The organism is Brevibacillus sp. AF8, assembly GCF_021270385.1.
Taxonomy (GTDB): domain Bacteria; phylum Bacillota; class Bacilli; order Brevibacillales; family Brevibacillaceae; genus Brevibacillus.
Map to the genome: position 1 here is coordinate 19,481 of NZ_JAGQDN010000001.1, position 23,062 is coordinate 42,542.

Sequence of the window (23,062 nt, forward strand, 5' to 3'; positions counted from 1 at the left end):
TTCCAGAGGTGAGACAACGTATGGCCATTGTTCAGCTACGCTCAGAGAACCCGGATTTTTCGTTCATGATCAAGAAAAATCCAAATTCCGGGCTGAGTTTACGATCTATTCGAAAAGGCATCGCTTACGGGTGGTTTTCCAATACGGATACATACAACGTTTACTTTAAAGATGCAGAAAATGAGGTTTCCTACAAACAATCGGAACAGGAGCATTTTGAATATTTGAATGTCTCCCGGTACAATACACCCTTGTTTCCGTTAAATGCGATTAATGAATTTTTTTCCGCTTCGATGAAGCAACACGACGAGCGGGATGCTGAAGGGTATGAGCATGTTTTTTTCATCAACATGATACACATCGAACGCCTGCTTTATCTGACTTTTTTTGAGAAGCACCTCAAGGATTTCACCTTTGAACTCAAGCACCACGCCGATAAAAGCTACGCTCTGACCATCACAACGAGAACGAGTCTGCATCAGCTTCTCCATGTCGTAAGCGTGCTCTGTCTATTCTTGAGTATGTTTGGAAAAGAGTACATCGATATATCCGATAACATCCTGGATAAATACATCAAAAGCATCCATGTCATCGACGCACCTTTTTACATACGAAGCCTGTTCGCACGCAACTTCCTGACAACCAGAGATCGCTATCGCAAGTATAAGACCGAGATCGAGAAGACAAGCCGCTACCCCATTCAATTGGAGTATGGCAGCACTGGTTTGCAGAGAAGGAACTACATCGCGAGTAAGCTTCCTTTTACCAAATCGATTGTGGATATCGGATGCGGAGAAGGCTTTTATGCGATTCCGTTTGCTACCAAGCTGCCACAGTATTACTATGCCATCGATATCGATGAACAATCATTGGAAGTAGTCAGACGCAGGGCAGAGGAAAAAGAAATCTCGAATCTCATTTTGTTCCGCTCGCTTGATCAGTTTTTACAGGATTACAACGGTGAACAGGTAGATGTCATTTTGACTGAGGTCATTGAGCATATGAGCAAAGAGGAAGCGCGAGCGCTCATTAAGCAAATCTGCAGTCGATTGGATTTTGACCATCTTATCATTACAACGCCCAACGCGGATTTTAATCAGTTCTACGAGCTGGAAGGCTATCGCCACGACGATCATAAATGGGAAATGGGACAAGAAGAGTTCCAGGCATGGATGACCGAGATCATGGAAGAAGCCGGGGTAGAGGGGCAATTTGTATCTATTGGTGACGGCGTAAACGACATCCATACCACGCAAGGCGTCATTCTCCAGAGGAAGGGGGCGTAACGATGCTGTTACAGACACAGGTTCATACGATTTTCATGCTCGTCGGTCCCACCGAATGTGGGAAAACGACTTTTGCCAAGGAAGTACTCATGCCAAATCTTTCATTCGAAGATGAACAAAAAAACGTAAAAGCAAATGTCCAATACATTTCCTCGGACAGCATTCGCCAGGAATTGCTGGGCTATGATTACGACAAGTATGATCAGGTGATGCTGGAGGCTAGTGAGCAGGCTTTTCAGCTCCTGTTTGAAAAGCTGCGCTTGGTGACTTCGTTTCCGATCAACGCCGAATTCGTGGTTGTCGATACAACAGGGCTAGCGGAAGACTTCCGCTCGAAAGTCCGCGACATTGCAGCCGAGAACAATTACCGCTTGGAAGTGATCCTCTTTGATTATCGCAATCGGGAAGATTACTACGCATCTGAACGGTCGAAAAAACTGATTACCAACCATATTCTCCGTCTAAAGCAAGAAGTGCTCCGGGCATTGTCCAAAGAAGGGTACCACAACATTCGCAGGATACGGCACAAAGATTTTTATGCAATAGCTGATGGGATGGCAAATCCTCGATATGAGGTCGTGATCGAAAATAAGGATGCCTATCTGGCTACGATCCTTCCCAAAGATCAAACATACATCATCATCGGAGACGTTCACGAATGCGTCCATGAGTTAAAAGGTCTTCTGCAAACCTACGGATTCAAGCTGGAGGACAATCGTCTCATCTCGACTGACAAGGTGCAGCATACCAAAATCATCATAGCAGGAGACTGGATTGACAAAGGAGCGCAAACGAGGGAGATCATCGAGTTTTTATATACGAATCAAGAGTATTTCTTGTTTGTTCTCGGGAATCACGAAAATTTTGTCTACAAGTACCTGCGCAAGGAACTAAAAGGGGTAGACCCACAGCTACTGGATACTTATTTTGATTCCATACACGTCCTGGAAAAAGACGCCGAATTAACTGAGAGGTTCAATCACCTGTATACGCTCGCTCAGCCGTTTTATCGATCGAACGCACTGACTGGCCCGTCCTATTATGTCACACACGCGCCCTGCAAAAAGAAGTATATCGGAAAGCTTGATGCGAATTCGATGCGACGCCAACGCAATTTTCGGATAGACCGAACAGCTTCATTGGAAGAGCAACTCGCATTTTTGACGGTTGAAGCAGTAAGTAACCATCCCTACCATATTTTTGGGCATATTGCGGCTCAAAAAGCGTTTCGCTTGAAAAACAAGCTTCATCTCGATACCGGATGTGTGCACGGAAATGCTTTGACCTCTGTCGTGATCGCACACAAGCCGTTTTTCAAATCGTTTCAGTCTGAGCATCGGGTGATGACTGAGGAGTTGCCGATCTTGTTCCACGCTGAAAAACAAGTATCCATAGGAGATTTGGAAGAGGAAGAACTTCGTCGACTCCGTTACTGCTCGCAAAACAAGGTCAATTTTATTTCTGGAACGATGCCTCCCGCGGATAAGAATACGGCGACTCAGGAATTGGAGTCGTTGAAGGCGGGGCTAGACTATTTTGCGAGTCGAGGCGTTCATCAAGTCGTGTTGCAGCCAAAATACATGGGTTCGCGATGCAATCTCTATCTCCATCATGAGCGCGACAAATGCTTTGCGATCAGCAGAAACGGTTATGCCATCAATCAGGTTGATTTGACACCGATTTATGACAGTCTATATGCAAGGTTCCGCACGTACATGGAGCAAAATGAAATTGCGATGCTCATCCTGGATGGTGAATTGTTGCCGTGGAGTGCAATAGGGAAGGGCTTGATCGAAAAGCAGTTCAAACCAATTGAATCCGCGTTGCGGAGTGAATTTGCATTTTTGCAGGAAAACGGTTTTGAAGAGGCGCTTCAGCAACTCATTCACAACTATGACGAGAGCGGATTCGAAAAAGACCAGTTCCATCTATCCAAGAGTGCACTCACGGAAAAATTCGGCGCGAGCTTGTATCAAAACTATAAGTATGTGCGAGAAATCAAAGAGAGCTACGTTTCTGTCGCCGAGCATTTGGAGGCCTATCACATTTACCAAAAACAGATGGAGCTCTATGCAGGAGAAGGGGAGCTTGCCTACAAGCCTTTTACGATTCTAAAGACCGTCTATTTGAATGGGGACGAGCAATTGCCCGATTGGAAAACATCCGATATGTATCGCTTTGTCAATGACGATCATTTTCTCACTATCGATTTGTCTGAGCCGAATGCGTATGAAGAAGCGGCTCGTTACTTTTCCACGATTACAATGGAAAACAAGATGGAAGGCGTCGTGATCAAGCCAGAGCTGATCAATCAGAAGGTCGTTCCTGCCATGAAGGTACGCAATCCGGAGTACTTGTCGATTATTTATGGCTACGACTACCGATTCCCACACAAATACCGCAAGCTTTTCCATCAGAAAAATATTACGCAAAAACTCAAGACTTCCATGCAGGAGCATAGGCTGGGTGAGCGGATGCTTGGTTTCAAATTCGCCGATATTTCTCCAGAAAATACGGAGTATCAAAAAGTAGTCGCAACGATGCTCTTTGAAGTGGCGAAGGAAAAAGAGATCGATCCACGATTGTAAATGAAAAACGAGAAGCCGCTACTACACAGGCTTCTCGTTTTTATTCGTTGCGTTATTTGTTGGAGGAAGGCGTAGCATTATCCCAGGCTTCAATATTATTGAGACCTTCAATACTGTCCTTGTAGAACACAGGGTCTTTTCCTGCCTTTTTCTGTTTCAAATAATCATGTAGCGCAGCATAGGCGACTTTTGACAACATGGCAATTGCAATCAGGTTGACAATGACCATCAAGCCCATGAACAAATCGGCCAAATCCCATACGAGCTGTACCTTTGCCACTGATCCGAACAACACCATAGCGAGTACACTCAAACGATACAGCAATAGCCAAGCTTTGCTTGTTTTCAAAAACTCGATGTTGGTCTCGCCGTAGTAGTAGTTACCAATCAATGTACTGAAGGCGAACAGGAATACCATAATGGCAAGGAAGCCGGACGCCCAAGAACCAATATGAATGCTCAGTGCTGCTTGGGACAGCTCAATGCCACTCAATCCTTGTTGCGTGTACGCGCCGGACAGCAAAATGATGAAAGCTGTGCTTGTACAGATCACGAGGGTATCGAATAGAACACCGAATGCCTGAATCAGACCTTGCTTCACTGGATGGCTTGTCGTTGCCGTTGCCGCAGCATTCGGCGCACTACCCATACCTGCTTCGTTCGAGAACAATCCTCGCTTGATGCCGTGCATGAGCGCTGCACCCAGAGAACCGCCTGCGATTTGTTCGAAGCCGAACGCGTTTTTCACAATCAACGCGATCAGTGCAGGCATCTCGGTGATGTTCATCAACACGATAAACAGCGCCATCCCGATGTACAATACAGCCAATACAATTACAATGTACTCAGACATTTTCGCAATGCGCTTTACGCCGCCGAAAATGATTGCTGCAAATGCGATCGTCATGATGATACCCAGTATCAAACGATCTGTCCCAAACGAATTTTCAAAAGCAATCGTGATCGTGTTGGATTGCACTGCGTTAAATACGAGACCAAACGAAAGGGTGATGAGGACAGCAAACAGCGCGCCCATCCAACGTTTGTTCAGGCCTTTTTCCATGTAATAAGCTGGACCGCCACGAAAACCGCTCTTATCCTTGATTTTATAAATCTGAGCGAGCGTACTCTCAACAAAACTGGATGCCGAACCGATAATCGCGATGACCCACATCCAGAATACGGCGCCAGGACCACCTAGAGCAATGGCAATGGCAATTCCTGTAATGTTCCCTGTGCCGACACGCGCGGCCATACTAATAGCGAAAGCTTGAAAAGGGGAGATGCCACCGTCGTCTTTCGCTCGTCCTTCTTTAATGGAACGGATCATTTCCGGCAACATACGTACTTGCAAAAATTTACCCCGGTAGGTAAAGAACAAGCCTAACGCGATAAGCATGATAATGATAATATAGGACCACAAAAAATCGTTTATAGAAGTTGTTACATCCAGTAGGAATTGTTGCATCGTGTCACCTCGGAGTTTGTTATGAATGTTTCCTTAGTATTCTCTAAAAAATTGTTACATCCCATTCGTGAGCCATATGTTTTAACAAAGAAACGCCCGCTACACTATTTCCACAACCGTCAATGGAAGGTCCGAAAATACCGATTCCACAGCCATCTTGAAACGGTGAATGTGGTTTGCGGTTAGGAGGAACCAGCGTCATGATACCGCCTGAAACACCACTTTTTGCTGGCAAGCCAACATTCGCCGCAAATTTGCCCGATGCATCGTACATGCCGCAGGTGAGCATCAGTGCTTTGGCTAAACGGACGACATCTTTCGGAAGAACTTGTTCGTTGCGCAGAGGATGGAAGCCGTCGAGTGCCAACAGGAGACCAATCAAGGCGATTTGCTCGGTAGTTACTTCAATCGAGCATTGCGTCAGATAAACCTCCAAAGCCTCTTCTACTTCGCAGGCCAGATAGCCTGTATCCTTTAAATAATGGGCGAGTGCCCGGTTTCTGTGAGAGTTTTCCCATTCGGAAAGAAACACTTCCTCGTTCACCATTGGCGTGACACCTGTGATTTTACTGAAAAATGCATACAAGTAGCGCAGCTTATGATCCGGTGATTGACCAGGGAGGAGTGAAGAGGTCGTAATTGCTCCCGCATTGATCATCGGATTAAAAGGCTTACCTGGCTTGTTCATTTCCAGTCGGATAATGGAGTTGAATGCATCTCCAGTCGGTTCTACATCTACCCGATCCAACACGTAAGGGATGCCATGGTAGCAGCAAACAGCAATAAAACTGATGACTTTGGAAATACTTTGCATCGTAAAAGGAACTTCCCAGTCACCCGCGGTGTGCATTTTTCCTGTAGGCTCGATGATACAAATACCTAACTGATTCGGATCCGTTCTGTACAAGGCAGGGATATAACTGGCACATTTTCCTTCTGATGCCTTGGAACGATATTGTTCCACCCATTGCTCTAATTCATCCACGAGTAAAACCTGTTGAATCAACGCCTGTCCCCCCAAAAATCGAATACACTGCTCTTACGCGAAGTGGATGAGAAAGCGCTTCCATGCTTCGCGAAAATACATATAATGATCACTTTACAACCACCCTACAAAATAAAACAAAAACTCACAGATTGTTTCATGAGAGTTTCACATTTTTTTTTACTTGTCCGATATGCGTATCCTCGGTAAAAATAGATAGGGGCATCAAGAAACAACGTGGGAAGTGAAAGGCGTGCGTGTTCAGACACAAGTAAAACGAGATTGGTATATATTGGTGCTCATGCTGATTACGGTGCCATTGGCAGGGGAGTTGAAATTTTATCCCGTCAATGAGACATTTCGAATTAGCTTTGGAGCTCCTACCTTTTTCTTCTTTTTATTATTGTTTCAACGAATTCCATCTGTTCTCGCTGGCTTTTTGACGGGGATTACGGTCGTATGCTTCCGGGTTGTGATGGACCTCATCGCCGGGAATCATACAGCATGGGAGGCTTCTCTCCAAGCGCATTATTCTAGCTTTTTCTTTTATTTCGCTTATTGTGTTCTGTTTTACTTAACCGGAATACGTCATTTTCACAACAGGACGATTTTGGTTGGATTAATGGGAATGGTCATCGAGGTATTGGCTGACCTCATTGAGTTTCTCTCGCAACATGTACTGCTGGATACCGTCCTCACATGGGGAGCGGTGCAAGAAATGCTCGTCATCGCTCTGTCCCACAGCTTTATCGTGATCAGTTTTCTCAACATGATGAAGCTGTACGAAGCACAATCGCGAGAGCAACAGACAAGAAAACAGAACGAACACATCCTGATGCTGATATCAAACTTGTATGAGGAATCGATTCATTTGAAAAAAACATTGCAAAATGCCGAGAGTATTAGTATGAAGTCTTTCGAGCTATACCAAGGCTTACAGGAGCTCCATAAGGAACAGGTGGTCACGAATGTAGAGAGCTTTGCCAAGAAAGCCTTGATTGTTGCAGGCGAGGTTCACGAGATTAAAAAGGATAATCAACGCATTTTTGCAGGGCTGCACAAGCTGATTTCCGATGAAAGCCTTACGGATTACATGGACATCCATCAGCTCGTGGACATTATCAGACGAAGCAATATGAAGTATGCGACTTTGTTGGAGAAGGACATACAGATAACAGCTTCCATTACGGGGACACATCCGCTCTACCATGTTTTCATGATGCTTTCCCTGATCAATAATCTGGTGGCAAATGCAGTGGAAGCTATCCAGCAAACAGGAGCCATTTCCATAGAAATTGATCAAATTGGGGATCATGTGGAAATCAAAATCAACGATGACGGGCCGGGAGTACCTCCACGGAGAAAGGCTTTATTATTCAAGCCTGGCTTTACTACGAAATACGATCAAACCGGTAACCCCTCTACAGGGATCGGACTGTCTTATGTACAACAATTGGTAGAACAATGGCAAGGGGAAATCTCCCTACAGGATGGAGTAGATGGGAAGGGGACGACATTTCTCATGCGAATACCAATTGATCCGATAACGAAGAAAGAGTGAGAAGATGCTGTTTTATTTAGTGGATGACGATGATGCTGTTCGCCTTATGCTGACGGAAATTATAGAAGACGAGAATCTGGGCGAAGTCGTGGGGGAAGCATCTGACGGTTCGATGGTAGACGGTCATACGTTAACTGCACGCAACGTAGATATTTTGCTGATCGATCTGTTCATGCCCGACCGGGATGGGATCGAAACGATCCGCCAAGTAAAGCCGACGTTCTCAGGAAAGATCGTTATGATCTCGCAGGCAGAAACAAAAGATTTGATTGCCCAAGCTTATGCCCTTGGAAGCGAATACTACATTATCAAGCCTGTAAACAAGATCGAAGTCGTAACGATCCTCCAAAAAGTGATCGAGAAAATTCGCCTCGAGCGTTCGATACGGGACATTCACAAATCGCTGAATGCCGTCATGCAAGTGGACCAGCCACCTTCCGGACAACATCGTCCGTCACAGGGTAAACCACTTCGCGAGGCGGGGCAATTTCTATTAACAGAATTGGGCATCGCGGGGGACAATGGTAGTAATGACTTGCTAGATATTTTGGACTTCTTGCATGGATACGAACAGACGCATACGTTTAAAAATGGATTTCCTGCTTTAAAAGAGATCTTTGTGGCAGTAGCTCAGGACAGGCTAGGAGTAGCTCCGGATGATCCACAAATCGCTAAGGTTGTCAAAGCTTCTGAGCAGAGAGTACGTCGAGCGATTTATCAGTCGCTGAATCATTTGGCGTCTCTTGGGCTTGCGGACCTCTCGAATTGGAAGTTCGAGAATTACGCTTCGCAGTTTTTTGATTTTACGTATGTGTGGAAGAAGATGGCGGAATTGAAAAGCAATGCTACATCGCCGAGTTCAGATATTCGGATCAATATGAAAAAGTTCATTCAAGTGCTGTATGCAGAGGCGAAGCGCATACAGTCGGAGTCGTGATTGGCAGATTCTAACGTATAGAGATAAGTCCTGATCAGGTTGATTAGGGCTTTTTGCTTTGTATGGGGAATACATGTTTTTCATTGACTAAACGTTCATTCAATAATAAACTGGGGTCATATACCAAATACCAAATCTACAATTCACGGAGGGATCACCGATGGATTTGTACTATGAGGTTTCAGGGGAAGGAAAACCAGTCATTTTGTTGCACAGTGGCGGTGCTGATTTGCGGGATTGGGTGTTTGTCGCGCCGATTCTGGCGAAGCATTTTCAGGTCATCGCTTTTGACGGACGCGGCTGCGGGAAATCGCCGTCTCCAACAGAGACACCGAACTACGTCGATGATTTGCTTTCCGTCATGGACCATTTTCGGCTGGATGAAGCCACACTCGTGGGGCATTCGATAGGTGGACGAATTGCAACTGAGTTTGCTTTGGCTTATCCGCAGCGAGTGAGCAAGCTCGTGTTGATCGCTCCGGATTTGTCAGGCTATACGTTCAGCAAGCCTTTCACAGAATGGATGCAAACAATTCAAGCGGCAGCACCGGATGTTGACCGTATGTTGGAGCTTTCTCTGTCCTCCTGCTCGTACCGCGTCGTGATGGCAAGTCCCGAGAAGGACCTCATGGTAGAGATGACGAAGCATAATATAGCGAAAATGTTCGAGTGGGCCACCTGGGAGTCCGTATGGCCGCAACCACCTGCGATTGAGCGTCTGGGAGATTTGGCTCATAAAACATGCTTTCTCCTCGGCAAGGAAGATGCGCCTGATCTACAACGTATCGCCGAACATTTTCAACAAGTCTTGCCAGAGCATAGGGTTATCGAGATTACGGGTGCCGATCATAAACCAACGTTGACGCATCCGGAAGAAATCGCTCGCGCTATCATTGAATTTTTGGAGGATTGATGTAAACCGTGCCGCGTACTCCAGCTGAAAATGAACGCATTCGCCAAGCTGCAAAAGACAAAATCCATGCAGCCGCGATGACGCTATTCATAAAAAAAGGCTACCACGCGACCTCAATCGACGATGTAGCCAAACAGGCCCAGATATCGAAGGGACTGCTTTACAATTATTACAAAGGCAAAGAAGAGCTTCTCGCCGCGATGGTTCAGGTACGGATCGAGGAAGTAAAAGAAGTGATGGAGGCTGCGACTCAGCTTGCAACGCCGAACGAACAGCTGCGCCATATTGTCAACGGTGCGCTTGATAACGTATACCAGCGACCGGATGTTTATCGTTTTTACTTGAATTTGCAGACGCAGCCCGAAGATGATCGTGTTCTTGCTTCTTACAGAGAGCAATTAAATGAGGAGTCAAGCAGGCAGTTTGAAGTCCAGTGCCAGATCTTCAAACAATTAGGAGTAAAGCAGCCCAGATTGAGATCGCTCTATTTTTCATCGGCGCTCCAAGGCGCAATGCTGATGATGACGACTTATCCGGAAGGGTTTCCGGTTGAAGAGATGAAGGAGCAGATTGTTCGGGAGTATTGTAGCCCTCCGGCAGAAACAGAGAGTTTTGATTGATAATGAAGAGGCTATCCCATTCGTAAAGGATACAGGTGGGGTAGCCTCTTTTTTTCTGTACCTATGGTATTACTGAAAAGCCCACAGCACATTCCATCCAAACCGTCGCCTTATTGTGTCTAAATATTTAAAATTGACAGAAATAAATAAAACCAATATATTGGTTTTATGGACATGAACCTAATCAAACAGATCGAACGCCCCACATTACGCGAACAGGTATACCAAGGCTTGAAGAAAGCGATCATCATGCTGGAGCTAAAGCCAGGACAACGAGTCAACGACAACGAGCTGGCGGCTTTATTTGGCGTGAGTCGAACACCTGTGAGAGAAGCGCTCAAACGGCTGGAGGACGAAGGGCTTATTGAATCCGTTCCCGGCTCTCTCACACGGGTGACACCCTTACTCGAAAAGGAGGCGAAGCACGCTTTTCCGGTTGTTGCGGCCTTGCACGGGTTGGCAACACGATTGGCGATGCCATTTGAAACAGAGGTCATCTGTAGTTTGGAGCAATGGAATGAAAAGCTGCAGGTCGCACTCGAACAGCAAGATGTGATCAAAGCGCTTGAAGCAGATGATGGCTTTCACGACGTGATCCTCGAAGCTGCTGGGAATCGTGAAATCTACCTGGCTCTTGAGCGAGTTGTACCGAAAATTCGGCGTTTGGAATTTGCTCGGTTTGGTTCCTTAGAAGGGGTGGAATCAGTAGAACAGCATCGCAGAATCATCGAAGCGATTCGAGACAACAACAGTCAGCTTGCCTCTTCTTTAATGGAAGAAAACTGGATCAACCTTGGCAGATTGCTTACGGACCATTCTAATGATGAATAGGGGGTAATGGCATGAGTACGGTTGAAATGAAGGGAGAAGTACATGATTCGCGTGTTCTTCAATGGGCACGATCCATTATCGAAAAGAGTCCGTCCCACCGTCTGATTCAGCAAGAGATCGTGAATGCTGTCAACCGCAATGCGATTTGGCGCGGCGAGGAATGCCTGAATTTGCTCGCACCAGAAGCTCCTACCACGCCCATCGTACGTCAACTGCTCGCTTCTGAGGTTGGTACTCGCGCTGCGGAAGGACATATTGGCAGCACGCAGAGATGGTTCGCTGGCACAAAATATATCGACGAAATCGAAGCGCTATGTGTGGAGCTATTGAAAAAAGTATTCCACGCCAATTTTGCTGACCATCGATTGGTAGCGAGCATGATCGGGAACATGACAGTCTATGCGGCGTTAACACAACCGGGCGATACGATTATGACGATTGCGCAACCGTTTGGGGGGCATTCCAGCAATCGGGTGGACGGGCCTGCTGGCATTCGCGGTTTGCAAATTGTGGATGTGCCAATGGACCCCGCTGAGCTTACCGTTGATTTGGACGAATTCGCGAAAGTCGCACGGCAAGTTAGACCAAAGCTCGTTACCCTCGGCGCGTCCATGACCTTATTCCCATTTCCTTTGAAGGAAATGGCTGAGATCGTGAAGGAATGGGGCGGGCGCATTTATTTTGATGGTGCACACCAGTTGGGGTTGATCGGTGGCGGTCAATTTCAAGACCCGTTACGAGAAGGGGCATGTGTGATGACTGGCTCGGCTGGCAAAACATTTAGCGGTCCGCAAAGCGGCATTATCGTCTGGAATGACCCGGAAATTTCGATACCGATTACAGATGCCATTTTCCCAGCCCTTGCCGCGACACATCAAGTCAACCGGGTAGCGGCACTGGCTGCGGCGGCGGCAGAGTTTTTGGCGTTTGGCAAAGAATACATGGCGCAAATTGTGACGAATGCGCAAGCGCTGGGAAAAGCATTCGATGAACGGGGTATTCGAGTTCTTTGCGCCCATAAAGGCTATACACGTACACACCAAGTCATTCTGGACATAAAAGAGTTTGGCGGTGGGTACGAGGTAGGTAAGCGATTGGCAGAAGCGAACATCATCACGAACAAAAATTTAATTCCAGGCGATGGACCAGAGGATTGGGACTTTCCAAGCGGTCTGCGTATCGGGACGACAGAAGTCACTCGCTTTGGTATGAAGGAACAAGAGATGGACATGATTGCAGAACTCATTGTTAGTGTGTTGTCCGGCAGGGAAAAGCCCGAGGTGGTTAAGTCAAAGGTGATCGAATTGCGCAGATCGTTTAGCAAGATGCAGTTCTGCTTCCCAGAATAGAGCCGGTGGGAAAAACACCGTATGCCGGTGGGTCAAACCTTGGCATACGGTGTTTTTCGAGTGGTAAGTGGACTCTCATTCTTGACAATGTCTTTTCATTTCGTAAATAATCGATTGATACCATCAAAGAATGGGAGTCTAAACGGATGAGTACAGACCATACAAACTCAAACTCGGATGTTACTATTGATCAGACAACGAAAGAGCTTGCTCTCGTATTTGGTCAGCTAAAGCGGATCGGACATGTTTTCAGTCCTTCGAAAGACCTCCGTCAGAGCGAACTGAATTTGCTAGTTCACTTGACCTACGTCAGTCCACCTGGCACGAACGGCATCAGAGTTTCTGAGCTAGGCAAGCAGTTGAAAATAACGTCTGCAGCTGTGACCCATGTGATTCAATCACTCGAACAGCAAGGCTACATAACCCGTACCGTAGGACCTAAGGATCGACGCTCCATTCTCGTAGCCCCTACGAAAAAGGGATTTGATTTTGTGGCAGCGAGAGAGCAAGAGCTGTTTAATCGTTTTCAGCAGCTGCATGAACATCTAGGTACGGATGATGCACAGGCACTCATACGAATTTTAACGAAATCAATCCGATTCATGCATACCTATCAGGATAGCGATGAATCACACCCATAGTTCGAAGAGGAACTATGGTTTTTTATTGTTTTGATAAGAACCTTGCTCCAGCTCTTTAAGGAGAGAGTTCGCAGAGGGGCTCCACTGCAACTGTTGTTCCGCGCGCAATCCAGATATCCTCTGATTGATGCTCGCCCCCCAAGCGGCTGGTCCTAACTCCTTGGCCGCATCCTCATAGCTCCATGATTCCGCTTTGTCTATCCCAGCTATTTTTGCAATCGAAGTCATGAGCTCTTTCGTCGTGATCATTTCCTTGGAAGTTCCATTAAATAATGAGCCTGGCTGTGCGCGTAAAAAAGCGCATTCGTAAAGTCTCGCCAAATCATCAACATCGATAGTAGACCATGCCGTTTGTCCATCATCGATGTAGTTGGCTGACTGAGAGAGCTTCGTTCTTTGAATCGTTGCTTGGACGAGTCCACCACCACGACCATACACAAGTGTAGGACGTATGACGATTGTTCGAATGTTGCGCTCGGCAGCTACTAAAACTTCCTGCTCCTGGTTCGCTTTCCATTGGAGAAAAGGCAAAGGGTTGAGAGGGGAGTTCTCATCCACGACAGTGTCGTACGTATCGTTATAGATCAGCGTTCCGCTCGTATAAATGAATGGCTTCCCTGTCCCTTCCAAACCATCCAGCATTGCCTGAACCGCAGCTACATCCAGTTTTTCCATATCAGGAGTGTGCGAGATCGCCATATGAATGACCCCATCGAATTTTTTAACAATATCCGTTAGCAGTGTGGTGTCCGCAAGATCGCCAGCAATAGGGGTGAACCCCTGTGAAAGCAACAGCTCCGCTTTCTCTTCCGATCGTACAAGTCCAGCAACCTGATACCCAAGAGACTGAAAATGCTCGGCGACTACGGACCCGACATAACCTGTTATTCCTGTAAGGAAAACATTCATGACAAAACCTCCTTCATACATAATTAATTTAGTAACTAAATTATATAGTGAATTATTTAGTAAGTTCCTTGCAATGTCAACACAATTTATAATTAACTGAATATTGACAAAACGAAAATTGGGTGTTATTTTCACATTAGGAAAACGTTTACCCGCTACATAGAAAGTGAGTGAAGAACCATTACTGTAACCATTAAAGATATCGCTCAACTCGCCAACGTTTCCATCGCGACTGTTTCGCGCGTGCTGAACAATTCCAAGCCAGTCCGACCAGAGCTGCGGGAAAGAGTCTTGAAAATCGTGCAAGAGACGGGCTTTCAGCCGAATGCGATTGCCAGGAGCTTGGTTAGCAAGGAAACCCGCATCCTCGGGGTGATGATTCCCGATATCTCCAACAATTTTTACTCCAATCTCATTTACGGAATTGACAGCGTCATTAGCGAGTACGACTATAGTATGTTTTTGGCGATATCCGATGAAGTGGTGGACAAAGAGCTGAAGTACTTGCGCCTGTTCAAAGAAAAACAAATCGATGGTGTCATTATTGCGAGCATCCATTTCCTGGAGGGCAACATCCAGACGCTGCAAGAGATTCAGGTTCCCCTTGTTGTTACCGGCCACGATTTGCCCGGCTATCAGATTCCGACTGTCAACGTGAACAATGTGCAAGCTTCTTATGATGCTACCGCCTATCTCATTTCGCAAGGCCATACAAAAATCGCGTGTATATCTGGTCCACTGTGGGACCCGCCGTGTGGTCTGGATCGCATGGGTGGTTACCGAAAAGCCATGCGGGCACATGATTTGCCCATCCATGAAGGATTTGTCGTGGAAGGAGAATTCACAGCCAAGAGCGGTTACGAAGCCATGCGCCGTATTTGTGAGGAAAAAATTCGTCCAACAGCCGTTTTTGTCGCCACAGACCTGATGGCGGTTGGCGTCCTCAATTACTTGTACGACCATGGCATTCGTGTACCAGAAGACATCTCCGTCATGGGCTTCGACAATTTGGAGCTCGCCTCACTTTCCCGTCCGATGCTCACCACCGTGCACAATGACCCGTTCATGTACGGAAAAGCCGCAGCAGAGCAATTACTCAGACAAATCCGCAATGAACCTGTAGAGAGAATGAGCACCGTCCCCCATCATCTCGTCATTCGCCAAACTGTAAGCGTTTTACTGGAGTGAGGCAACAAGTCTTTACCATATAGAAGAAGCAAACGAGTTTACGCATTCAAAAGGGGTGAAGAGATATGAAGCTTGGCGTATTTACTGTTCTTTTTAGCGAGAAGTCGTTCGAAGAAATGCTGGATCATGTGAAGGCAGCAGGTTTAGAGGCCGTGGAAATCGGCACAGGCTGCTATCCGGGCAATGCACACTGCAATCTGGATGAGCTGTTGGAAAGTCCGGAAAAAAGACGAGCGTACAAAAAAGCAGTAGAGGATCGGGGATTGATAATCAGCGCGCTTAGTTGTCACGGAAACCCGTTGACACCAGAGAAAAGCTTTGCGCAGCAATCCCACGATACGTTTGTGAAAACGGTACAATTAGCCGAGATGCTAGAGGTGCCTGTGGTCAACTGCTTTTCAGGCACGGCAGGCGACCACGAAGGAGCGAAATACCCGAGCTGGCCCGTTGCTCCTTGGCCCAATGAGTATCACGATGTGCTGCATTGGCAATGGAATGAGAGGCTCATCCCGTATTGGCGCGAATGGACTGCTTATGCGACTGACCATCATGTCAAGGTTGCGCTGGAACTGCATGGCGGATTTCTCGTCCACACACCAGGGACACTGCTAAAGCTGCGGGAACAGGTAGGCGAGGGAATCGGGGCAAACTTCGATCCAAGTCACATGTGGTGGCAAGGGATTGATCCTGTAGCTGCGATCAAAATCTTGGGCAAAGAAAAAGCTATCTATCATTTCCATGCCAAAGACACGTATATCGACCAGGAAAAAGTGAACATGTACGGGCTGACGGATATGAATTCCTACGCCAACCTACATGAACGTGCGTGGTATTTCCGAACCGTAGGCTATGGGCATTCGCAGCAGACGTGGGCGGATATGATGAGTGCACTGCGCATGAATGGATACGATTATGTCGTGAGTATCGAGCATGAGGATGCCATCATGTCGATTGAAGAAGGCTTTTTGCGCGCTGTTCAAAATCTGCAGCAGGTCATCTTGCGAGAACCAGTCCAGAATCTATGGTGGGTGTAGGAGGGAAGGAAATGACGAGTAGACGCAAATGGAAAATCGGAATCATCGGTGCAGGGGGGATTACAGAAGCACACTTGGAGGCGATCAAGGAAGAGCCGCGAGCAGAGGTAGTTGCGATTGCAGATATTTCAGCAGAAATGGCTTCCTTTCGTGCGAAACGGCATGAGATTCCGCAAGTTTTCACCGAATACCAGACGATGCTGCAAGAGTCTGATACGGACGCAATCATTGTTTGTGTCCCGAACTACTTGCATGCAGAAGCGACCAAACGTGCGCTTGCAGCAGGCAAACACTTGTTGTGCGAAAAGCCGATGGCGATGAATGCCCAGGAAGCAGAAGAAATGATCGAAGCCGCGAAGAAAGCAGACAAAATCCTCATGGTAGCTCAAAACAACCGATTCCGAAGCGATTCCCTGCAAGTCAAAACATGGCTGAAGGAAGGAAAACTGGGGAACATTTATCACGCCAAAACCGGTTGGATCAGGAGAAATGGGATTCCCGGATGGGGGAGCTGGTTTACGCAAAAAGAAAGGGCTGGCGGCGGTCCGTTGATTGATATCGGCGTACATATGCTCGATTTGACCTTATGGCTCTTGGATCATCCAAAGCCTGTATCTGTCCTCGGGCAAACGTATGCGCAATTCGGACCTCACAAACGCGGCTTGTCAGAGTGGGGAAGGATCGATGATAACGGGAAGTTTGACGTGGAAGATATGGCAGTTGCGATGATCACTTTTGAGAATGGATTGTCACTTACGCTCGATGCAAGCTGGGCTTCTCACATCGCAGAGGAAAACGTTTTCCTTCAACTATATGGACAAGAGGGTGGGGCCTCCCTGCGTTTATTGGAGAACCAGTTCACGCTTTACCACGAGTGGAACGGCGTAACTGCTTCGACAGAATTAACACCAAAACCTCAAAAAGAACGCGTACTCTTATTCCGTAATTTCATAGACGCCATCGAAGGGAAAGCAGAGGTGCTCTGCACACCGGAACAAGCCTTGTACATCAACAGATTGATCGAAGCCATCTACGCATCTGCACAAAAAGGTGAAGCAGTCCGCTTCTAACATGAGCATAGGGGGTTACTTAGATGAAAGTTGCAAAAAGACTTACATCCGCTGGACTTACCTTATTAATGGCCTTCTCATTGGCAGCATGTTCTTCCACACCTCAGCAAGCTTCTACAGATACAACCCCATCACAGCCTTCAACACCAACCGCACCTAAAACAGAGCCATCACAGCCCACAGCAGAAAAAATCAAGCTTGTCTACGCACGCGGAAAAGACGCGACGGATTCCACCAAAAAGCTCGTGGAGGCTTTCCAAAAAGCCCATCCGAATATCGAAGTAGAAATCCGTGAGATGCCTGCCGATTCCGGGCAGAGTCATGATCAATACGTTACCATGTTCAGTTCCCAATCCTCCGAGATCGATGTATTTGACCTGGACGTGATCTGGCCGGCTGAATTCGCACAAGCGGGTTATCTTCTGCCGCTCGACCGCCTGATGGAGCAAGATGGAATCGAGACCGGAAAATATATCAAGGGGGCCATGGATGCTGGGAACTTTGGCGGCCAGCAATGGACCATGCCCAAGTTTATCGACGCGGGACTCTTGTTTTACCGCAAAGATCTTGTATCCGAAGCACCAAAGACGTGGGATGACCTGATTGCCCAAGCAAAGGCAACGAAGGGCAAGGGCGGCACGAAGTTCGGCTACTTGATGCAAGCCAAGCAATATGAAGGACTGGTTTGCAACTTTGTCGAGTTCAGTGCATCGTACGGCGGAAAAATTTTGGATGAACAAGGCAAAGTAGCGGTCAACAATCCGGCTACGATCAAAGGGTTGAAAAAAATGATCGAGGTCGTCAAATCTGATTTCGTCCCATCCAATGTCACCACATTCATGGAGCCGGAATCACACACCGCTTTCCTCGAGGGGCAGGCACCATTTATCCGCAACTGGCCGTATCAGTTCGCGTTGGCGCAGGATCAGGCCCAGTCCAAAATCGTTGATCAAGTAGCAATCGCTCCACTGCCAGCTGGCGATGCAGGCTCCGCAGCAGCACTTGGCGGTTGGATGGGCGGAATCAACAAGTTCTCGAAGCACCCGAAAGAAGCATGGGAATTCCTCAAATTCATGACAGGTCCAGAGGGTCAGAAAATATCAGCGATAGAAGGTGGGCTCGCACCAACTTACCTGCCAGCCTACGAAGACGCCGATGTTCAAAAAGCCAGTCCGTTGTTCGCCAACAAAGATTTCGTCGATGGCGTAAGCGCTGCTGTATCTCGTCCAACGACTCCGATCTATCCCAAAATTTCGGAAGTGATCCAGATTGAAGTGTCCAAAGCGCTTGCAGGGCAGCAAACAGCCGAGCAAGCGGTGCAAAACATGGAAACGCAGATGAACGACTTGATGAGAAATTAAGCGGCACCATATGGAGCTTCCAAGGGAGTCTAACCGACTTCCTTGGAAGTTGCACAACGATCAGGCAAGCCCAAGCATGCTTCTAGCGGGAAGGAAGGTGGTGAACGGATGAATCGATCAACCAAAATGTCTCTCTCAGAAAAACAGATGGGGTATGTGCTGATTTTTCCTGCACTGCTCATCATACTTGTTATCGCGATTTGGCCTGTCATGCGATCCTTTTGGATCAGTCTGCACGATATTCGGTTGAACGACCCGACGAAATCAGAGATTCACTCTTCATACGGACTAGATATGGAACGCTACGTCAGCACGTTACCCAATCTGCTCCGGTATGTAAAGAGGGAGGCGGACTCTGCAGAAGGGTCATCAAAAGAAAAATTGAACGCGCTCCAAGTGCAAATCGAGCAAATGAACACTTCCCTCAACCAAACAGGCGAGGTCGCGAGCCGATACCAAATGATCGACCAGCTATTGCTGGACTTTAAACCAGTCCCCACAGAACTCAAATATGTGAGCCTCTCGAACCTACAAACAGAGTCTATCAAAAACACCTTGGCGGAAATCAGAGCGGTCCTTTTGCAAATGAGTGAACAAAAGCTGCTTTCGAAGCCAGAGGGTGCTCTTGGCGTGATCCAAGGCATTGAAGCTTCGATAATCGAACCCAACTTTGTTGGCTTTGCCTACTACAAGAAGTTTTTAACGGACGCCCGGATGTGGGGGGCTATGTACAATACAGCATTTTTTACCGTTATTTCCGTTGCTATTGAACTAGTGCTCGGCATATTGATCGCGCTGTTGATCAATCGACCTTTTCGTGGAAGGAGTCTTGTACGAGCAACTGTGTTAATACCGTGGGCGATTCCGACTGTTATCTCCGCGATGATGTGGAAGTTTTTGTACGATGGGCAAAATGGCATCGTCGCCTATCTTTTTGAGCAGGCAGGGCTGATCGCGGATATGGGGATGCTCCTGACGACAAAGGCTGGAGCCATGTTTTCCGTCATTTTGGCCGATGTGTGGAAGACGACGCCGTTCATGGCTTTGCTCATATTCGCAGGCCTGCAAACGATTCCCCAAAGCTTGTATGAAGCAGCTTCTGTCGACGGTGCCACCCGCACCCAGCAATTTTTTCGTATTACGCTTCCGATGCTGAAATCAACCATTCTGGTGGCGCTATTGTTCCGCACACTAGATGCGTTCCGTGTATTTGACCTGATTTACACGCTGACAGGTGGGGCACCCGGGAACTCAACCGAGACCATTTCCATTTACGCGTACAAAACGATGTTTGCTCAAATGAGTTTTGGAGAAGGTTCTGCGCTTGCGGTCATTGTCTTTTTATGTGTGGCATTGATCTCCATCGGCTATGTCAAAATATTGGGAGCTGATCTGCTGAGTGATGGCAGTAGCAAATAAGGAGGTGATTGGATGGGTAAACATACAGGTCCCTTGTTTTACGTGGGGCTACTGTTATTCGTTTTTCTTGTGATGTTCCCGTTTTTATGGATTCTCCTCGCAGCATTGAAGCCACCAGCGGAGCTGTTTGGAGAGCGAGCCTTTCATTTTATCATCCAAAATCCTTCGTTGGACAACTTTGTCCGCGTCTTCACGGAAAGACCGTTTGCCCGTTACTTGTGGAATTCAACTGTCGTGGCGACGTTAACCACACTCTACTCTATAACGATCGCTTCCTTTGCTGCATATGCAATTGCCTGGCTTTCCTTTCGGGGGAAAACGGTTATTTTGGGTGTCGTACTGGCTGTGTCCATGTTTCCGCAGATCGCTACCATTTCTCCTATTTTTATGTTCATGCAATCGATGGGCTTAACGAACAGCTACATTGGCCTGATCATTCCGTATACAACCTTCGCGCTGCCGCTCGCCATCTGGAATCTGACCATCTTTTTCCGCAAAATACCGAGTGATTTGGGCGAAGCAGCCAAAGTAGACGGTGCGAGCATTTGGCAAACGATGACGAAAGTGTTTTTCCCGCTTGCTATGCCTGGGGTTTTTACGACCGCCATCCTCGTTTTTATCGCAGCGTGGAATGAATTTTTGTTCGCCTTGACGTTGAATACACAGGAAGCGATGAAGACAGTGCCTGTGGGAATCGTCATGTTTCAGGGAATGTTTACAATCCCGTGGGGAGAAATATCTGCTGCCTCCATCATTGTGACGATCCCGCTCGTAGTGATGGTGTTGATTTTCCAGAGGCGGATTATTTCAGGATTGACGTCCGGGGCAGTAAAAGAATGAAAGGGAGTCATTCGATCATTTGTCCCGCAAATGTGATTGTGTTACGGTGGAAGCAGCAATCAGAAAGCGAGTTGACGAACGCATGAATAATCTTACAAAATTTCAGATTAACAGGCCTGCCCATGAAGTGTTCGAAGCTTTCGTGGACCCGGCGAAAATCGGCAACTTCTGGTTCTCTTCCAGCTCGGCAAGGTGGGAAGAAGGGAAGCACATTACATTATTCTACGATATTTACAACGCAGAAGTAGGGATTGCCGTTCGCGAAATCAAAGAGCACAAACGAATCGTTTTCCAGTGGGCGGGAGAAGAAAATACTGTAACGATTACATTAAACGCGTTGGATGAAGCCACGACGATCATTGAAGTGAACGAAGAGGGTTTTCAAGAAGAGGATCCAGCGCTTCTACAAAAAATCGTCGACAATAAAGAAGGCTGGGTGTACGTCTTAAGCTGTTTGAAGGGGTATCTGGAGCATGGGATCAACACTTTAAGAGAAGGGCTTGTGAAATAGCCCCCGAATGTTTGCAAGACCATACGCTGAAAGAACGAGAAAGCCCGAACCAAAGTGTATCGGGCTTTTCCTTTTGCCTTATTTAATGCCGAGGGTACGCTTTTTTCGAACGAGCGTGGATATGTTCACTTGCAGCTTATCCGCACACTGCTGCATGGTGTCTGTCTCTTTCAAGAGGCGCTGGATATACGCTCGTTCAAACCGTTCGACCGCTTCTTTTAGCGGCAATAGCTCATCCATTTTAGCGAGTTGGAGAGGCAGGGCTGTCTGTTGCGTATTACGAATGGATGTTGGCAACTGATCAAAGGTAATCCGCCCATTTTCACACATGTGGAAAGAACGTTCCACCACATTTTTCAACTCGCGTGTATTCCCTGGCCAATCATAATCCATCAGCGCCTCCAACGCATCTGTTTCGATGCGCATCTCTTGCTGGTACTTCCATTCGAGCTTTTTCAAATAGTAGAAAATGAGAGCCGGAATATCCTCGCGGCGCTCACGCAAGGGTGGGATGGTAAGAGAAAGTACGTTTAGCCGGTAGAACAAATCCTGCCGAAAACGCTTTTGTTCCACCATCGCTTCCAAATCACTATTAGTGGCAGCGATGATACGCATGTTCACTTGACGAGATGTTTTCCCCCCAAGTCTGCGAATCCGTCCATCCTGCAACACATTCAAGAGCTTCACCTGTAAAGGAAAGGGAAGGTCTCCAATCTCATCGAGAAATATGGTTCCTCGATCCGCCAGCTCAAACAATCCTTCCTTTGACTGGCTTGCCCCCGTAAATGCGCCTTTCTCATAGCCAAACAATTCAGACTCAAGCAAATGCTCGGGAATGGCCCCACAGTTAATCTTGATAAACTCTCCAGTTCGTCCGCTTTGCGCGTGAATGTAATTCGCCATGACATCTTTACCAACACCAGACTCGCCTAGCAAAAGGATGGGAGAGTCGTTGGTCGCAAAGCGCTTGGCGAGTGAAGCGATTCGATGCATGAGCCCACTGCGATAAATGATCTGCTCGTCAAAGTTACCATCGGTTTGGATATGCTCCAGAGCCCTTTGATACGCCGAACTGATTTGACGTGTTTCTTCCAGCTCCTTCTGAAGCTGATTCAGTTCCGTGACGTCGCGCACATTTCCCACTACAAACAATAATTCCTGATTTGAATCGAGCAGCGGGGTAGCTGTGTTAATCGCTTGCCGACCGTTTGGATAATCGATCACGACACTATGGGTTTGTTTCGTCAAAATCGTCCGCACAGCAGAAGAGTCAGGAACAAGATGCATTTCTTTTTGCTCCATAAAGCTGAAATTATTCAGGATGTCGGCGGGAACTCCCGTGATGTTCAAGTACGCCTCATTGTAGAGTAGGACGTAGCCGTTGCGGTCACAGATCGCCAATCCATCGTGAGACGTACTGAAGATGGTTGTCAGCAATTTTGCGAGTTCATGATTATCACTGGCCTGGAAATACTTGGTTTGATACATCGAAGTCCTCCTTGGTAGGCTTGTAAACGGAATAATCAGAATTAATCATCAATGCGCAAACAT

General features: G+C 47.2%; 20 protein-coding genes. 16 read left to right on the forward strand and 4 right to left on the reverse strand.

Going from position 1 to position 23,062, the window contains the following annotated elements:
- Window positions 1-20: 20 nt before the first annotated feature.
- Window positions 21-1,286, forward strand: coding sequence for a class I SAM-dependent methyltransferase (locus KB186_RS00090; RefSeq protein WP_232772823.1), 1,266 nt, complete (start codon window positions 21-23; stop codon window positions 1,284-1,286).
- Between the two features lie 2 nt (window positions 1,287-1,288).
- Entirely contained in the window at window positions 1,289-3,874 is a 2,586-nt protein-coding gene (locus KB186_RS00095) for a metallophosphoesterase (protein WP_232772824.1), read from the forward strand.
- A 52-nt stretch (window positions 3,875-3,926) separates the two neighbouring features.
- Here KB186_RS00095 and KB186_RS00100 read toward each other — a convergent pair whose 3' ends face one another.
- Together KB186_RS00100 and KB186_RS00105 are read right to left on the reverse strand one after the other, a co-directional pair.
- Window positions 3,927-5,342 (reverse strand): alanine/glycine:cation symporter family protein, encoded by a 1,416-nt coding sequence (locus KB186_RS00100; protein ID WP_173609288.1) that lies wholly within the window; start codon window positions 5,340-5,342, stop codon window positions 3,927-3,929.
- Window positions 5,343-5,385: 43 nt separating this feature from the next.
- Window positions 5,386-6,363, reverse strand: a complete 978-nt coding sequence (locus tag KB186_RS00105) for a glutaminase (RefSeq protein WP_173609287.1) — start codon at window positions 6,361-6,363, stop codon at window positions 5,386-5,388.
- Between the two features lie 265 nt (window positions 6,364-6,628).
- Here KB186_RS00105 and KB186_RS00110 point away from each other — a divergent pair, with 265 nt between their 5' ends.
- The 7 genes from KB186_RS00110 to KB186_RS00140 all read left to right on the forward strand — a co-directional run bounded on the left by KB186_RS00110 (window position 6,629) and on the right by KB186_RS00140 (window position 13,179).
- Window positions 6,629-7,888, forward strand: a complete 1,260-nt coding sequence (locus KB186_RS00110; RefSeq protein WP_221867250.1) for an ATP-binding protein — start codon at window positions 6,629-6,631, stop codon at window positions 7,886-7,888.
- A gap of 4 nt (window positions 7,889-7,892) precedes the next feature.
- Window positions 7,893-8,825, forward strand: coding sequence for a response regulator (locus KB186_RS00115; protein ID WP_173609286.1), 933 nt, complete (start codon window positions 7,893-7,895; stop codon window positions 8,823-8,825).
- A gap of 160 nt (window positions 8,826-8,985) precedes the next feature.
- Window positions 8,986-9,738, forward strand: coding sequence for an alpha/beta fold hydrolase (locus KB186_RS00120; RefSeq protein ID WP_173609285.1), 753 nt, complete (start codon window positions 8,986-8,988; stop codon window positions 9,736-9,738).
- 8 nt (window positions 9,739-9,746) lie between these two features.
- Window positions 9,747-10,358, forward strand: coding sequence for a TetR/AcrR family transcriptional regulator (locus KB186_RS00125; protein WP_221867002.1), 612 nt, complete (start codon window positions 9,747-9,749; stop codon window positions 10,356-10,358).
- A gap of 168 nt (window positions 10,359-10,526) precedes the next feature.
- Window positions 10,527-11,189, forward strand: a complete 663-nt coding sequence (locus KB186_RS00130; RefSeq protein WP_173609283.1) for a GntR family transcriptional regulator — start codon at window positions 10,527-10,529, stop codon at window positions 11,187-11,189.
- A gap of 11 nt (window positions 11,190-11,200) precedes the next feature.
- A complete protein-coding gene (locus KB186_RS00135; RefSeq protein WP_232772825.1) occupies window positions 11,201-12,538 on the forward strand; it encodes a serine hydroxymethyltransferase in 1,338 nt (445 codons plus the stop codon).
- A gap of 146 nt (window positions 12,539-12,684) precedes the next feature.
- Window positions 12,685-13,179 carry a MarR family winged helix-turn-helix transcriptional regulator gene (locus tag KB186_RS00140; protein WP_232772826.1) on the forward strand — a complete coding sequence of 165 codons (495 nt, stop codon included), beginning with the start codon at window positions 12,685-12,687 and terminating at the stop codon, window positions 13,177-13,179.
- A 12-nt stretch (window positions 13,180-13,191) separates the two neighbouring features.
- On the opposite strand, the gene KB186_RS00145 is transcribed toward KB186_RS00140, so the two are convergent.
- Window positions 13,192-14,088 carry an NAD-dependent epimerase/dehydratase family protein gene (locus KB186_RS00145; RefSeq protein ID WP_232772827.1) on the reverse strand — a complete coding sequence of 299 codons (897 nt, stop codon included), beginning with the start codon at window positions 14,086-14,088 and terminating at the stop codon, window positions 13,192-13,194.
- A 201-nt stretch (window positions 14,089-14,289) separates the two neighbouring features.
- On the opposite strand from KB186_RS00145, the gene KB186_RS00150 reads away from it, so the two are divergent.
- The 7 genes from KB186_RS00150 (at window position 14,290) to KB186_RS00180 (ending at window position 21,511) form a co-directional block, all read left to right on the forward strand.
- Complete coding sequence (locus tag KB186_RS00150) at window positions 14,290-15,276, forward strand: substrate-binding domain-containing protein (RefSeq protein WP_370646639.1); 987 nt, start codon at window positions 14,290-14,292, stop codon at window positions 15,274-15,276.
- Between the two features lie 65 nt (window positions 15,277-15,341).
- Complete coding sequence (locus tag KB186_RS00155; protein WP_173609279.1) at window positions 15,342-16,310, forward strand: sugar phosphate isomerase/epimerase family protein; 969 nt, start codon at window positions 15,342-15,344, stop codon at window positions 16,308-16,310.
- 11 nt (window positions 16,311-16,321) lie between these two features.
- Entirely contained in the window at window positions 16,322-17,380 is a 1,059-nt protein-coding gene (locus tag KB186_RS00160; RefSeq protein WP_173609278.1) for a Gfo/Idh/MocA family protein, read from the forward strand.
- A gap of 23 nt (window positions 17,381-17,403) precedes the next feature.
- Window positions 17,404-18,741, forward strand: coding sequence for an extracellular solute-binding protein (locus tag KB186_RS00165; RefSeq protein WP_232772829.1), 1,338 nt, complete (start codon window positions 17,404-17,406; stop codon window positions 18,739-18,741).
- Window positions 18,742-18,849: 108 nt separating this feature from the next.
- Window positions 18,850-20,160 (forward strand): carbohydrate ABC transporter permease, encoded by a 1,311-nt coding sequence (locus KB186_RS00170; RefSeq protein WP_173609276.1) that lies wholly within the window; start codon window positions 18,850-18,852, stop codon window positions 20,158-20,160.
- Between the two features lie 12 nt (window positions 20,161-20,172).
- Window positions 20,173-21,000 (forward strand): carbohydrate ABC transporter permease, encoded by an 828-nt coding sequence (locus tag KB186_RS00175; protein ID WP_232772830.1) that lies wholly within the window; start codon window positions 20,173-20,175, stop codon window positions 20,998-21,000.
- Window positions 21,001-21,019: 19 nt separating this feature from the next.
- Window positions 21,020-21,511, forward strand: a complete 492-nt coding sequence (locus KB186_RS00180; protein ID WP_173609274.1) for an SRPBCC family protein — start codon at window positions 21,020-21,022, stop codon at window positions 21,509-21,511.
- 78 nt (window positions 21,512-21,589) lie between these two features.
- On the opposite strand, the gene KB186_RS00185 is transcribed toward KB186_RS00180, so the two are convergent.
- Window positions 21,590-22,999: a sigma-54 interaction domain-containing protein gene (locus KB186_RS00185; protein ID WP_173609273.1), complete on the reverse strand. Its 1,410-nt coding sequence runs from the start codon at window positions 22,997-22,999 to the stop codon at window positions 21,590-21,592.
- Window positions 23,000-23,062: the final 63 nt, after the last annotated feature.